Source organism: Priestia sp. YIM B13490, assembly GCF_042787735.1.
In the GTDB taxonomy this organism is placed as follows: Bacteria; Bacillota; Bacilli; order Bacillales; family Bacillaceae_H; genus Priestia; species Priestia megaterium.
Genome location: NZ_JBHZOT010000015.1, coordinates 1 through 15822, shown reverse-complemented (window position 1 = coordinate 15822; position 15822 = coordinate 1). Strand labels below are relative to the sequence as shown.

The following is a 15822-nucleotide window of genomic DNA, read 5'->3' as shown; positions in this document are numbered from 1 at the left end:
AAGAAAAAACTGACTCCATAATACAAATGCTTGTAAATTGAAGTCAGAAAACTATTTAAATTATATTTTACGTGCCAAAAGTTTTATTTTATATATCCATTCGGGGTATTTTTTTGCCAATTCCATGAGTCATGACACATGTCTTTTAGATTTTTGGTTGCTTTCCATCCTAGTTTTTCTTTAGCTTTAGTGGTATCACCATAACATTTATCAATATCTCCAGCTCTTCTTCAAGTGAAATTATATGGAGTTTTTTGAGAAGTAATATTTTCGTAACTCTTAATCAGGTCGATTACACTATACCTGTAGTTCGAAGAACCCTCTCTAAGGCTTTTAAATGCCTCTTAGCCAAATCTACAACATGAATGTAATCCCTTATCCCTGTCCCATCATGCGTATTGTAGTCTTTGCCGAATATATTAACTTTTTCTCTTTTTCCTATCGCAACTTGATTAATATAGGGCATTAGATTATTGGGAATGGCAGAGGGATCTTCCCCTATCCTTCCGCTTTCATGCGCTCCAATTGGATTGAAATATCTCAAAAGGCTGATACTCCAATTATGATCTGAAATATATAAGTCTCTTAAAATTTCCTCAATAATCAATTTTGTTCGTCCATAAGGGTTTATTGGTCCTAGTGGAGAATCCTCAATAACTGGTACATGTTTTGGTATTCCATAAACGTTTGCAGATGAGCTAAATATTAGCTTTTTAACCTTGTGTTTTTTCATTATTTGACAAAGAATTAAGGTCCCAGTGACGTTATTATGATAATAATGAAGGGGAATTTCTATTGATTCATTAACAGCTTTTAATCCGGAAAAATGAATAACGGCGTCAATCTTATTTTCAGAGAAAACCTTTTCTACAGTTTTTTCATCAAGTAAATCTCCATTGTAGAATTTGAAATCTTTTTTAGCTAATTCGGATACCCGTTTCAATGATTCAGGTTTGCTATTAGAAAGATTATCTATTACTACAATCTCATAGCCGGCATTGAGGAGTTCAAGACAAGTGTGACTCCCAATGTAGCCAGCTCCTCCGGTTACCAATATACTCACAGATATTCCTCCGTATGCTCCTTTGATTTTGTATGTTGTAAGAGAGTTTGTAAACCTAACAATCCTAGATTATTACAAACAGGATTAGTGCTGATTGTTTATAATGTCAGGTTCTAAAAGAATGGTGTATCCTTATCTTTTATGCATTGAATTCTCTAGTATATTAAATGCTTAATTATGTATTTTTGCTTGGACAAACTTACTACACTTTCAAGATAATTTAACCGTTATTATGGCTTGCTTTAATTATAAATTTTTAACCTATAATATTAACTCTGAAAAAGCTAAGTGAAAATGTTACTAAAGACCTTGGACAAGCACACATTTCTTTTTTATAAAAATGAATAAAATATAGAGAGTTCATGAAGAAAGGATGATTACAATCAAAAAATATTACACTCACTACAATTCTAGAGATGGCAATTATTATTTAAATGAGCGTTACCCTAACTCTCAAAAGGAATATAGGGAGGCACAAGAGGAAAATGGAATCGATAATGCAGCTGACATGGCTTTTAGAATACCTGTATTTCTGAGCCACCCCTCCTCTCTTAATACTATTCAATCGAGATTTCTCCGACGTCTCATTCGAGAAATTGAGAATGTTTTACTTTTTCCACGTACTTTACCCGATACAGAGCAATATCCTGAAAAAACATTGACAAGCGTACGACGGTTGGTGCTCTCAAGTTATGGATTAATTGCAGTCAATATGCAGCAAGTTTTTGCTAATTATACACAAACAAATACAGGAGAAAATCTACCACAACCATCATGGGAAGGCGCTCCTTTTTTACAAATAGAACCTAGTATGGGTTATCAAAGAGGATTACCTCTCCTGCTCATCAAAGAAAAAGGAGTCAATAGCGTAGGCGTATGGAATCCAGCTGTCACTCCATTCCAGATCATCGAATGGGACTCTACCAAACCACTTGATGAGTTCTTTAATCGAGTTGAATGGAGAGAGATATTTCAAAATTGGATTGCTCAAGTAAGAAGTGGATATTATTACCAAACGGAACCGAAGTATCGCTATGGTCCTAGAGACATGTAGAGACGATAATTTCAAAGAAATCATAAAATCTCTTATAGTGGAGGTGAAAACAATTGACAATAATAAACCGTGGATCTTGTGTAGGGGTTTTATATAGAGCAAGCAGTGGCGCTTCATGTAGAAATGGATATTGTGTTCATAATGGAAGGTTAGTAGGTGGCGTTATAAATGCTACTTCTAATACGCTAAATGTCACTACAAGTATAGATACTACAAAACTTCAATCTTATTATGGTATTCTCCTTAGTCATTTGGCTGTTGATAGTTCTACAGGACAAGTAACTCAACAATATCTTTATTTTAGAAGGAATCAGATACAAATGGTCAGGGTAACACCTTATAATGGATATAACGACCCTAATTGCCAAAGGGCTAATCATTATAACGTCCCTAATATTATTTATCCTGGAGAATGTGTAGGAATTAGATACCGATCAGGTAACGAATGGAGAATTTCTAATGGTCGATACTTATATTGGACAGGACAAATTAATCACTGTGTATTTGATGAACGCCCTCAAAGTACCAATAGACAGTTTCTACGACAGCTATGGTATTCTCATTGGATACTTGATCCAAATAACGAAAGAAATATTGTTCCAAGAAAAGCTTCTAGAGGACGTGGTGCTCCAGGCGGAGAAACCAGAGTTTATGTGTTTAAAAATATGATTCCATCAAATGGACAAACTGTATTAGTAAAAGCTGCCTCACCTGTAAATTCTCCTTCAAGACCTTATAGAATTGTTTACCAATCATAAATTTTTTCTGATAACTAACCATAAAGTTTCGAAATTCAATATTTAATTATTAAAAATAAATTATAAAAACAGCAGGATTTTCTGTAATGTACAAAAATCCTGCTGCTTTTATAGTTTAAATTACATATTAACCGCCAAAAATCTTACTCCAGAATCCTTTTGGTTTTGAATCTAGATTTTCTTGGGCGGCCGCGATCAGTTTTTTTGTATCGCTAATTTCACGTATGGCACTAGTCAATTTTTCGTCTCGTTTTTCTAGGTTGTTTTCAATATATTTGTCTTGATGGTCTAGCTTTTCTGTAAGTTTCTTTATAAGACTCCCTTGTTCATCTAATCGTTGGATAAGTGCTAGTTGAAATTGCTCATCCTTTTCAGAGCGATTAAGCAATTCTTGAACTTTCTCTTCAAGAGATTCTACTTTCTTCTCAAGATTTGATTGAACTTCAACTGCTTCGGGCACAATTTCACCTTGAAGCCATTGGTTTATCATCTTATAGCTCCAATTTTGTTCTTGAATTCTTTTTTTGATTTCAGTTAACAAATCGATATTTTGTTTGTTATACCTTCTATGCCCTCCTTCTGTTCGTTGAATCTGGAGGTTGAATTCTTTCTCGTATAAGCGAATAAGATCTATACTTAAACCAGTTAGCTTTACGGTGTCCTTCAGCGTGTAAACAATTTCATCTTCATTTTTTTTAGACATTTTTCTAGGCTTCTCCTTTCTATACAAAAATCTAGATAAACTTTAAAGTTGCTATATCAATATTAATTGCGATTCTAGAACGTGGTTGTACCAGATGTTATTCAAGTTTTATATTTCTAGTAAAATTCTATTAATCACTTTGAATTCCTGTTCTTTTATCTATATTTTTTCTTTCCCGTCAACTCTTATTCTTTTTTTAATTCTAGATGAAATGATGAACTTTGCAAGAGTAAAACGATTTTTTTCATAATAGACAAGTTATATATGTAGTTCAAAAACTTAATGTAAGAATCAATACGTTAATCTTATTAATGAATTCTTTATTTTACAAGCGTCTCCAAATAAATGTATTTGATAACTTAGCAGGTTCCTTTTGTCATTAAAAAATATACATATTCTTTTCTTAGAATTCAAAAACTAGAACATCTAAAACCTTGGTACAAAAACGATTTAGACGAATCTAGAATGTACTTTCTCTAGTTTAAAGTCAAGATTTATGTAAGTGTTTTTTATAAAATAATATCAGTGATGGATCCTTAAGAATTTTACCCTAATGTAGTGATTTAATGGAACTTCTCTTTGGATTGTGCAACCTTTATATAAATATCTTCTTAGGTTAAAACTAACATTAACTTTTTTGTAGTTTATTTTCAAGGTTTTTAAATTTTACAACGAAATCTAGAAATACAACAAACCTTTGATTATCAAGGGTTTACACCGAATCTGGAATGTACTTTCTCTAGTGTTTAATCAAGATTAATAAATCTAATTACATTCTAGATAATAGTAAATAAATTTGGTTATTATAATGTTGATGTATGGCTGTTAAGCTAATGATTTATACTAATCGGGCAAACCAATGCCATAATAATTTAATTTTTGAATAAGTGAATTTTAAAAGTGTGAACCACCAAGTTTAACTAAAGTTTAACTTGGTTTTATTTTCTAGAATCCGCTGGATAGAATCCGCATTCAAGTTTAACTTGTTAAAATATAATTATTGATATAAAAGGATTTAAATAAAAAAATAAGTTAAACTTATTTTTTATTTTACTCTTAAATATCGCTTGAATCGATATAAAGCATGGCGGCTAGACAATCCAAAGTAGTAAATAATGTGTTCGTTGGAATATCCCTCATGAATCTTGTTAAGAATACAGCTGTTTCGGAAGTGAGTAGATCTTACATTTGATTTTATACCTGAACGTTTAACTTCTCTTTCAATCATACGTTTTGTGCCAATTACACTAATCCTTTTAGGTTTATCTAAACTGTAATCATACCAATAAACCATTTTTTGAGGATGAAAAGAAATAAATAATGGATCATCTGTATAGTCTTTAGGTCTAAATAGCAAAGGTATTGTTGATAGGTAATTATATATGATTTTTTTATCATCTTTAGAAAGCTCTAATATACGATTTGTTTTACTATTTTTAACCATTAATGTATTTTGTCCAAAATTAATGTCTTTTATATTGAGAGATACAACCTCATTAACAGTTAGGCCATAACGAATCATAAGGACAAACATGGAATGATTACGAGGCCCTATATATTTGTGTATTTGGGATTGAATATCACTCAGGTGTTTATGGCTTATAACAGAATCTAAAAGAAGCAACGTGTCAGCTTCAGTTATAAAGTCAGTATCCGTTAATTCACGTTGTTTTTTGTTTGTTCCTTGTAAAAGACCAATATAACTTATGAGGTTATAATATTTTAACAATCCATTCAAATGTGATGCCACACGCCTCAGATTGGCTTCTGATAACTTTTTTTCTTTTAGATAACTAAAGTACTCATCATAATATTTTTTGTCCTGCGGCAAGCTTTCCGGGGGGATATTAGGATGATAATGATTTAACCATTCAAAAAAACTTTTTAAATCATGTTTATACATTGAAATTGTGGAAGATTTTTTTTTAGATTCGTTCAAATGACAAAGGAATTTCTGAAGGAGAAGAAACCTATCCAAATAAAACACATCCTTTCTTTAGGTAAATTTAATATACTATTATTATAGCAAAAATAATTAACCCGCTCACTAAATAGAAGCTTCTTTTATTACATTCGATATATTAAATTTACCGTTTTGTTTAAAAAACAAACAAAAAAGCATACCCTTAAAGGCATGCTTTTTGATTTCTTCTATATTTGATCTAAGTTTTATTTGAAATTTTACTTTGCAAAAATTCTTTATAGATTTTCTTTAGTTCTTTATTTTTAAAATCCTTAACAAGCCTTGGTTCTAGCTCTAAGGCTTGACGCTTTTTTAAGTCCTCTTCTATATTCCGAATGACTTCTTGTAAACCTGCTTCTTGAGCTTTTTTAACTTCTTCTTGATTAGGTTCATCTGAACTTAAAATTAGCATTTTTTTTAATTCTTGGAACTGCAGGAGCTTTTCTTCAAATTCCATTTGAGTTCCAATTTCTTTTAAAAATGATTCTTGCTTTTCCTTTAATGTAGAATCTTTAAGGAGTTGTTGTTTATCTCTATCTTGGGCTATAAAATCTGGAACTAATTCTTTTTTTACAGTCTTTTTAGAATTAATAAGCTTTGATTCCTGTGAGAGCTTGGCGTAATCTTTTTGAATCGCTTTTACTACGTAGGAATGAGGATGAGTAACATCTCCAGTAATCAAACGATCTTTTGTATATCTAATATTTCTTTCTAGATGTTCTTTTGTAAATTCTGATAAAAGCCACTCTATTTTTTCCGGTTTGACTCCTAAGTCCACTAAATCGTTCTGAACACTGTTTTCGTGATCTTCTAACCCCACTAATTGTTGATTTAATTCTAGTTTTTTCTCTTTAATAGCGCTAGCATCATTCAACGCGGGTGAACTAGTAATGATAAATTCTATGGATGTTACTTTTCTACCGGTTTTTATTTCTACGAATTCAAAGTGGATGTCCGTTTTATTATTAATTTCTTTTTGAGCTACTGCTAATACTTTACTTTTAAAATGGCCATACTGTTTATACTTAGTAGGTTCAATAGCTAAAAAATGACGTAATTCTTCAAGAGTCAGTTCCCTTTTTCGCAGACGCTCATATTGCTTAAGCAGCTCATAAATACGAATGGAATAGACCGAATTGAGTCTCACTACATTCTCTAATTGATACGATGTAAATTTTTCCTTAAGCTCTAAAAAAAGATACTTTAAGCTAGGATGAAATTGTAATGTTATGTATCCTTCGTTTTCTTCATAAATAGATGTAATTACCCAGTTGTAATTTCTTTGTCTGCCTTTTTCTTTTATCGTAAGAATTTTTGTTTGAAGGCCATTTACGATTTCTTTTAAATAAGAGTAAAAACCTGTTCCTTTCTTATTGCCTACGATTTCGATAAAGTCTTTCGCTCGAAATCTATAGGTCTTCAACGTTTCATCATTAGGCTGCACTTTAGATGCCATGATCAAAAGAATTCTTTGCTCTTGTAAAGACAATTTATATGTACTCTCAATGAGGATGTTTGATTTAGTTACCCAATTTTTTATATTTATACTTTCCAGATCATATGGTTGAACGACAGTCGTTTTCTTCATAAAATCCCCCATATTTTTCTAAACTATCACTAAAATATCATAAAAGTGATACTGTGTAAATTGCATGTTAAAGAGCAACCTGTCCTTAGAAATTAAATATCACGCAAAATTAGTGATACTTCATGAGGTTTGTTAACTTTAGAAACCTTACTCATTCTTGATTTATTAAACTCAATCTTCATTTTAATACGCAAAATTGGTGATAGTTGAAGCATGTCTGCATTTTCAACGCAAAATTAGTGATACTTAAAGCACATCTAGATTGTCCACGCAAAATTAGTGATACTTAAGCCATATTTGCATTTTTCACGCAAAATTAGTGATAGTTCGCGCAAAATTAGTGATAGTTTCGCGCAAAATTAGTGATAGTTTCGCGCAAAATTAGTGATAGTTCGCGCAAAATTAGTGATAGTTCGCGCAAAATTAGTGATAGTTTAGGCTTATAAACGTTGTAATATCAGTGTCTAAAGACGGTCTAAAACAATAAAACAATAAAACAAATATATAAAACAATATATAAAACAGTAAAACAACATAAGAGAGTAGTTGTTTTTTTACTTTATAACTTTCAAGCGTAATAATTAAGTAAACAGATACATTTGTAGTGAGTTTTTTAGAATATTAGAAGTATATCCAAACGAAGTAACTTTTAATCATAGTTAAAATACAGAGGTTTTATGAGGAGATTATGAATTCTTATTGAATTATAAGATTAATAGACGGTATAATAGAGTCACTAAAACAGTGCGGAATATAAAAAGACTCCAACGTGTGCAAGTGGTGCGCCAACACCCTTACACCGTTAACCCTAAAACACCTAGGGAAAACACCTGTCAAAGTCCTAATACATAAATTTAATTACGCCTTTATTTTATCGGATAATTAGATTTATTTCAAGGGCGTAGTCTGTCAAAAAATCCGACATCGTTTTCCTATTTTCTGGGATGCGATGTCTTTTTTTGTTCCTGAAAAGGAGAGGATAGACTAATGGCTACTACGCGTATGCTTACGACAGAAGAATTTGATTATATGAAAAGTTATCAGAGTTTCACAGAAAACCGTTCTCAACATCAATCAATGAAACGAAAATTACTTAAAGAAATTATCAACCTTTATGGTGAGAAATTTTATCGTCTCCACGAAGGAACTAGAAAAGCTTTAGACCGCCTTTGTTGGTTTGCTGCAGAAAAAGGATTTTGCTTCCCAGGCAGTACATACTTAGGTAAAACCTACGAAAAGTCAAAAGGCACAATCGATCGTCATTTAAAAGAATTACGAAAACAAGGACAAATTGTTACAGTTTATCGTCGCTGTCCTCGTAACAATGGAAAAGGGAACCCAGTGCACTTATTTGTAAATCACCCTTATTTTAGTTATTGGGTTAAGTATTTACAGCTTGATTTAGAGTCTAATGTTGAAGCAGATGTTAAAACAGAAAATAATGAGAACACTTGGGAGAGTAAGAATAAAGATACAAAAAAACAGTCTACCTATAATTTATCTTTAAAAGATTTAAATAAATACATACGTAATAATGTTAATTATAAACTCTCATCGGATTATGTACCGTCTTTTATTCCAACAGCTTTTAAAGATGCTGTAAGACCTTTTTTTCCTTACGCAGACGATATTTATGAATTATGGGGGAAAGTGCGATTAGCTTATAGAATAAGCGGTCTTCAGCAACCTTTAGAACATCTAGATTTTGTAGCTATTCAAGCCTTTAAAGAGACAGTTTTTGCTTACAAGAAAAAGCGAATAAAGAACACTTTTACAGCTTATTTTTATGGAACACTTAGGAGTTTATTTGCAGTGGAACGTAGAAGGGAAGTTCAGCGAACTTCTAATAGTGCACTATTTTACAACTTTTTAGAAGCATAATTTTCCCTTTTTATATGTGTTTTTAGAATAGAAGCTAATTGAAGGTTAACTTATTAGAGTGGTTTTAATAGGAGAATCTTGTGGAAAATTTATTCAAAAGGGATGTTTTTATGCAATTAAAGAGTTGTATATTATGCATTAACAGGAGAAACAGGGAGTATCGTTCCTCCTAAGTGAAAGGTAAATAAATATCATAAGTTGCTGTTCACAATGTAGGGTATAATCAACTTTACATAATCTTAAATAATAAATTTTATTGGTCGTCTATCTTATATAGTATGCTTTGGAAGGGTTAAAGTCTTTTTAAAAGAGAGTTACATTATTGGGGATTTTTATTTAAAGAGGTTAATGCAAAGAAAACATCGGGATTGAGCTGACCATTTACAACATTACGATTATCTCCCCAAGAATGTAATAAGCAGCTACCAGGGCCGGATATAATCTGATTATAGTCTCCCATATAACATTCAGCATCAATTGTAACAGGTACTCTAGAGTATGGGTTACTTATAACTTTTTCGTTGCTTACTCCTGTCTGAAGAGAGAAGGTTTTCATAAATATGCCGAATGTTCCATTGCCCGTGCCCCCTACTAAATTCGGATCGTTAAAGCGATTATATTGAATATGGGCACCTGCACAATTAGCTGTTACACTCGGGAAAAATGAATAGGCAATACTCTGACTAACGTTAACTTGATTCCAACTAGCCCCTTTATCTTTACTATAGGCTAAAAATACATTGATAAAGGTTCTACTGCCTATAACTCTACCAGCATTCCATACTGCGTATAGAGTACCATCTGGACCGATGGCAGCATGGGGAAATTCATTCATGCGAATTTGTCTAGAACTATTAACGCCTATTGATGGTTGATTACATGGTCTTGTTGTGGTGGCTGCAGCTGCAAATGGTGTTGAAACGGATACATCTATAGGAAACGTATTTCCACCATCAGTTGATTTAGTCATGCGAATTGTTCTGTTAGGTTGACCTAGCACACCAAATCCATTCTTAGCTATTTCTTCATAAAAAACATAAATTGTACCGCGCTTGTCTACTACGACAAACGAACCTGAAACAAATTTACCGTTTCCGACAACAATATCCTTGTTTTCAATAATTGGAGTTATGTGTCGTCCCGTTGTAAATTTTGAAAAGCGAATATTAGTAGTATCCCTTCCTGGAGTAAAATCCGTCCATGCAATATATAGTGCTTCATTTCCTCGATTATTTTTGTCAGGACCTACCGCAATCCATTCTTTATCCTGAGACCCAGCTTCAGCTTTTGGATTTTTGCCTCTCCCTACAATTTGAGGGGGATTCATACTTATTCTTCCTTTACGATTAACAGTTCCTGTAGATACACTAATTACTCCTTCTGCATTACCGTCTATAGTCTCTACTCCAACTTGGCCATAGTAGAAAATACCATTTTTGTCTACAGCTATTACTGGGTCTCCGCCATTTGTTCCACCTGGGTTATTGGGGAGTATTCTACTTCTAGACCAGGTATTACCTAAATCGTTTGAGAAGGCATACCCTGAAACATTTCCATTTTCTCCCGAAAGGTCATTAAATCCATATAGTATAAAATTTTTAAAATATGCTAAACTTGTTTCACTTTGAGTAGTTCCATCATCAGGTTTATTAACCTGTCTTTCAATTCTTGCATGATTACACTTACACTCATTATTATTAATAGGATTAGAATACTCAGAAATTCCATTGTCTGTTGGATCAGTAATATAAATTCTTTTAGACTTTTTTATCTCAATCTTCCTTTCTTTATTGATCTTATAACTTATTGGACTAACATTTTTAAGGCTTTTATACTTATCTAGCGATATCATTACATTTTTAATTAAAAAAGCCTTTAAAATAAACAGTTGGCTGCTTCTATAATTCTAAAGGCTTTTTCTTCTTTTTTTATTAGCTTGTACGCTTTTAGTTGATAGAGAGTAAGATATTAAGTTCCTCAAACTCTATTTATTGTTATAGTTTAGTCAAAAACTTCTTTTTAGATATATACATTAAATTTTAAAATAATCTTAGACAGCTAATAAAACTGCTAAGGCTTGCAAAAAGCGTTGTATAAAAATAACTGTCTCTGTATGCGTTGCCGTGACATTAACATGACAGCTATTTTTAATAATTACTTTTTGTTCGCTTTCCTGTATCACTTTTACAATTTGCGAAACTTCCTCTATAAATAGTTTAATTGAATTGGTATCTAAGCCTATTAATAGCAAAAAGATCGCTAACAATTGTATAAATGTTTGAAAGATTAATATCGTTTGTCTATCCGTTAAATTAACATCGACATTACAAGAATTTTTCACAATAATTATTGAATCAGAAAGTTGATTGCTAAGAATTTCTTGGTTTGCGTCAAATCCAACAAGTGAATTGGTTTTATTATATTTTTTATGAAATGATGTATCTTTTTTAAAGCATGTTGATTTTCTCTTTCTACATCCTGTTTCTTTTTTTCTTGAAGACTTTGGAGTAAGACAACAACAGTGATCGGAGCACTTATGAGAACCATGGTGACGATTTCCCTTTTTGGAAGAACCCAAAGTTTCCCCTCCTTTATATATTGATATTTTATTAATATGAAAAATTTTAAAAATTGCTTGTATGCTTGTCCCTTTTACTTTTTTCTTTTTGACTTTAAATATTTATAAATTTTTGCATCATTAAATATATCTTTTGTTCTTATTAATTAAATTTAGGATTTTCTTTAAAGGAAGGTGGGAATTTTAAATTATTGAAGCTCTTGCATTTTTCAATATTACTTTCTATTGGGGTAATACATTGAGTAGACTTTATCGGTGAATTGTTCAAAAGGGGATAAGATACATGATTGTATTTCTAGAGTTGAGACTATAATCCATGGAGGGGGATTGAATAAGAAGAAATGACAATGGCTTTTTATTTATAAAAGCTAAGAGACCGCCTTAAGGCGGCCAGGTCAACTTCTTGTTAGTGATAAAGTAAGTCCTCTTGTGTGCCTGATTAAGAACACTTCATACATAATCAAAGGGCTATTTACTAAATAAACGAGTGAAAAAACCTTTTGGTTTCCCTTCTTTTGCAGTTGCAATTTCTAATAATTGTTGTTGATTTTGTTTTTGTGACTGACGTATATAATCCATTATCGCTTTATCTCTATTATTAATTTGTTGACTTATTTCTTTAGTCAAACGTTCTTCTAACTCTTTTAACTGTTTGTTCATCTGTTCTTGTTCTATTTTTCTTTCGTCTTTTGATATTTTTAGAGCATCTTTATAATGATCTAGCATTTCTAATAATTTATTATTAATGGATTGTTGTTGTTCAAATTGTACTTTTATTGTATTTAATACGGCATCTGCTGTGTGATTATTATGTTCTTGGGGAACAGTAAGATCAAGGTTATTTTCTTTATTTATTATGTGTTCTTCTTGTGTGCTTGAGGAGGAACGCTTCCTATCAAAACCTTTTACAACAGTCATGGCAGCTATTTCTAAAGGCAGTTTTTTCTCTTGAATAGCATATTTTAAATTTGATAATAAAGTTTGATCAGTACTAGAATAGTAACGTTTTCGTCTAGTATCCTTAACAAACTCATAACCCTGTTTTTCTAATTCAATACACCATTTTCTAATATTGCTGGAGGTTGTATTTAACCGCTTGGCCATTTCTTCAGCATTTATTGTATCCTGCTTGATATCCATAGTTGGCCCCCGTTCCTAATATGTTCTCTTTGTGTTTGCTATATAATGAAATTTTATTTACACCAATTCTAGAGAAATTGTTCATTTCCTTTTATTTAGTAAGAGTTGAATGTATAAAAACCCGTATTAAACGATTTATTGAAAAAGTAAAAGAGTCCTTGTGAATCAAAGACTTTTTTTGATTACATATCTATCTAGAACTAGAACATTTATTATGGTGAGTAAAAAATAAAGCTATCCATTTAATGGATAGCTTTTATAGCTAGTAATAATATAATTAAACTTTAATAGCAAAGATTCAATGTAGTATATAAAAACACTGGTATATCAATATATCTAGTGGCTTCCCCTTCAGAAATCGTTATATTCTTCGAGGTCATCATCTAAAGATCCGGACACGTGTTCTAAATCTGCAATTTTTCCTTCTTTGATAGCGTGGTTTTCTGAAGCCTTCTCCTTGATATCATCTCGTTTACCCGCGAACCCATTAGTCTGAGCTAATTGTTTTAACTCCTGTAGGGATTATATGTTTCTATTTTAATCACCTCCTTTCTATAGCTGAATTAGCCAGAAGGTGTGAGTGAGTTAATTCTCACTCATTTATAGTGTATTCATAGGTAGACAAGCTGCAATACGAAAAAGCCCTTAATTTAATAAAAAGGGCTTCTTTATATTGTTTATTATAAATTCTATTTTGTTAACTAAATATGTATAGGATATATCTAAAGAACAGAAAAATTCCCTAATACGTTAAGCGAGTTTTTCCGTTCTTTAAAATTCAGCCATAGATTAATAATTTATCTGTCTTAAGTAGTTTACTCAATATATCGAATTTTATTAATGTATCTCCTATGATTATCAAGTTAGATTGCATATTTTACTATTTATATTACATAAAATTTATAATTGCATTTTTAATTTAAAGTTAGGAGTTGAGTTAATGGGATCAACACAGTTAACAGGAAGAGTAATCTTTAAAGGGGACCCCGGCTATAAAGAAGCAACTAAGAATTGGAATCCTTATGTTGATGTGAATCCTCTTGTCTTTGTTTTCGCCCAGAACTCGCAAGATGTAAGTAATGCTATTAAATGGGCTCGAGAGAATGAAGTGCCGATGCGTGTCAGAAGTGGCCGCCATGCTCTAGATAAGAATCTTTCAGTAGTAAAGGGTGGCGTTGTTATTGATGTGAGTGATATGCAAAAAGTTTCTTTAGATAAGAAAAAGGCGATTGCAACAGTTCAAACAGGAATTCATGTTGGGCCGCTAGTAAAAGGGTTAGCTCGGGAAGGTTTTATGGCTCCGTTCGGAGATAGCCCAACCGTTGGAATCGGAGGAATCACCATGGGTGGAGGATTTGGAGTACTCTCACGCTCCATTGGGCTTGTTAGTGACAACCTTATCGGAATAGAAATGGTAGATGCAAAAGGAAAAATTATTCAAGCAGATGAGTGTATTAATGAAGATTTACTATGGGCTTCTAAAGGCGGTGGGGGCGGTAATTTTGGATATAACACAGAATACACATTTAAAGTTCACCGGGCCCCTAAGACAGCAACTGTCTTCAATATTATCTGGCCATGGGAACAATTAGAAACTGTATTTAGAGCTTGGCAACAATGGGCGCCGTTCGTAGACGAACGATTAGGGTGTTTACTTGAGATTTACAGCAAAATAAATGGATTGTGCCATGCAGAGGGGATTTTCTTGGGTTCGGAAAGGGAGTTACTGCGATTATTAAAACCTTTACTAAATGCTGGAACCCCCAAAAAAACAATTATAGAGACGTTAGCTTATCCAGATGCTATAGATTTCTTAGATCCTGATGAACCTATTCCTGGCAGATCTGATCAGAGTGTTAAATTCTCTTCGGCCTGGGTATTTGACATTTGGGAGAACGAACCAATTTCAATTATGAAACAATTTTTAGAAGAGGCTACAGGAACAGAAGCCAATTTCTTTTTTATAAATTGGGGTGGTGCTTTAAGCAGAGTACCAAGTAACGAAACAGCCTTCTTTTGGCGTAATCCACTGTTTTACACGGAATGGACTTCTAGTTGGGACAATGAATCGCAGAAAGATGCGAATCTTGCATCCGTTGAAAGAGTACGCCAACAGTTAAAAGCATATGTAACAGGATCATATGTGAATGTTCCAGATCAAAATATTGAAAAATACGGAAAAGCATACTATGGATCAAACTATGAAAGACTACGGAAAATAAAGGCGAAATATGATCCTGAAAATGTGTTTCGTTTTCCACAAAGTATACGTCCTAAATTTTAAACCTATCTTTTCTATTTAACAAATTGAATTCACAGATAGCGTTTTTTTATTGGATTTTTATTTATTTATTTCTAAAAGTTTTATGTAATATAAGAAAAGAATTTAATATGTGGACATGAGACCAATTGTAAATATGTACAGAGAAATTTGGAGGAAAACTTAAATGGACAGAAGAAAAAGCCATATTAGTCAAAACAAATATGGCTTCTTAAGACAACATGTGCAGTGATATCGAAAGATATTCTTATTATAACACATTCTGTTTATTCGCAGAAAAGCTGGATGACAGAGCAAATGATTAATGGGGAATCTTAACTGAATTATAATTTCAAAAAAAAGAGTGCTTCTTCCTAAATAAGAAGCACTCTTTTTTTGAAATTAAAGTATTGGTGATTTTCATTACACCATGTTTTTGCTCCAAAAGATAGGTAAGCCTTATTATAGTGAAGGCACAATGCTATTATCTATAAATTAAATATGTTATTTTAAACTTTTTTCAATTAGAGAATAAATAAAAAATATAAAAATATGTTGATTTTTTAATTTTAATATATTATTATAATAAGGCGTCGTTGAGAGATATCAATAACAACGAAGCTGAAAAAAGAATTTTAAAAAGTTGTTGACATCACGTTGAAAACTTGATAAGATAACAAGGTCGCTCAAGAGCGGCGGTTGAACTTTGAAAACTGAACAAAGCGACAAACGTCAACGTTAATTTTTATTTTTTTAATGAGCAAGTCAAACATTTCTTCGGAGAGTTTGATCCTGGCTCAGGATGAACGCTGGCGGCGTGCCTAATACATGCAA

At 32.1% G+C, this 15822-nt stretch carries 10 protein-coding genes, 1 rRNA gene and 1 pseudogene; 5 read left to right on the top strand and 7 right to left on the bottom strand.

The features are described from left to right. Positions 1-83 precede the first annotated feature (83 nt). Positions 84-1063: pseudogene (gene galE, locus ACFX4R_RS25630) on the bottom strand (UDP-glucose 4-epimerase GalE). Positions 1064-1436: 373 nt separating this feature from the next. Here galE and ACFX4R_RS25625 point away from each other — a divergent pair. Both ACFX4R_RS25625 and ACFX4R_RS25620 read left to right on the top strand, forming a co-directional pair. Next, positions 1437-2117 (top strand): hypothetical protein, encoded by a 681-nt coding sequence (locus ACFX4R_RS25625; protein ID WP_377570928.1) that lies wholly within the window; start codon positions 1437-1439, stop codon positions 2115-2117. Positions 2118-2170: 53 nt separating this feature from the next. Then, a complete protein-coding gene (locus ACFX4R_RS25620) occupies positions 2171-2875 on the top strand; it encodes a hypothetical protein (protein ID WP_377570926.1) in 705 nt (234 codons plus the stop codon). A 127-nt stretch (positions 2876-3002) separates the two neighbouring features. On the opposite strand, the gene ACFX4R_RS25615 is transcribed toward ACFX4R_RS25620, so the two are convergent. From ACFX4R_RS25615 to ACFX4R_RS25605, 3 genes are all read right to left on the bottom strand, one after another. Continuing rightward, positions 3003-3578 (bottom strand): MerR family transcriptional regulator, encoded by a 576-nt coding sequence (locus tag ACFX4R_RS25615; protein ID WP_047749663.1) that lies wholly within the window; start codon positions 3576-3578, stop codon positions 3003-3005. Between the two features lie 1045 nt (positions 3579-4623). After that, a complete protein-coding gene (locus ACFX4R_RS25610) occupies positions 4624-5565 on the bottom strand; it encodes a tyrosine-type recombinase/integrase (protein ID WP_377570923.1) in 942 nt (313 codons plus the stop codon). A gap of 175 nt (positions 5566-5740) precedes the next feature. After that, positions 5741-7129, bottom strand: a complete 1389-nt coding sequence (locus tag ACFX4R_RS25605; RefSeq protein WP_377570921.1) for a replication initiation protein — start codon at positions 7127-7129, stop codon at positions 5741-5743. Positions 7130-8116: 987 nt separating this feature from the next. Here ACFX4R_RS25605 and ACFX4R_RS25600 point away from each other — a divergent pair. After that, the gene (locus tag ACFX4R_RS25600) at positions 8117-9010 is read left to right on the top strand and encodes a transcriptional regulator (protein ID WP_377570919.1); all 894 of its coding nucleotides are present in this window, start codon (positions 8117-8119) and stop codon (positions 9008-9010) included. Between the two features lie 319 nt (positions 9011-9329). On the opposite strand, the gene ACFX4R_RS25595 is transcribed toward ACFX4R_RS25600, so the two are convergent. From ACFX4R_RS25595 to ACFX4R_RS25585, 3 genes are all read right to left on the bottom strand, one after another. Further along, positions 9330-10862 carry a sialidase family protein gene (locus tag ACFX4R_RS25595; RefSeq protein WP_377570916.1) on the bottom strand — a complete coding sequence of 511 codons (1533 nt, stop codon included), beginning with the start codon at positions 10860-10862 and terminating at the stop codon, positions 9330-9332. A 198-nt stretch (positions 10863-11060) separates the two neighbouring features. Further along, positions 11061-11588, bottom strand: coding sequence for a spore coat protein (locus ACFX4R_RS25590; RefSeq protein WP_377570914.1), 528 nt, complete (start codon positions 11586-11588; stop codon positions 11061-11063). Positions 11589-12056: 468 nt separating this feature from the next. Beyond that, positions 12057-12728, bottom strand: coding sequence for a hypothetical protein (locus tag ACFX4R_RS25585; protein ID WP_377570911.1), 672 nt, complete (start codon positions 12726-12728; stop codon positions 12057-12059). Positions 12729-13668: 940 nt separating this feature from the next. Between ACFX4R_RS25585 and ACFX4R_RS25580 the strand changes: the two genes are divergently transcribed. Together ACFX4R_RS25580 and ACFX4R_RS25575 are read left to right on the top strand one after the other, a co-directional pair. Continuing rightward, on the top strand, positions 13669-15012 hold the full coding sequence (locus ACFX4R_RS25580; RefSeq protein ID WP_377570908.1) for an FAD-binding oxidoreductase: 1344 nt from the start codon (positions 13669-13671) through the stop codon (positions 15010-15012). Between the two features lie 750 nt (positions 15013-15762). After that, positions 15763-15822 (top strand): 16S ribosomal RNA (locus ACFX4R_RS25575); the annotation flags it as partial.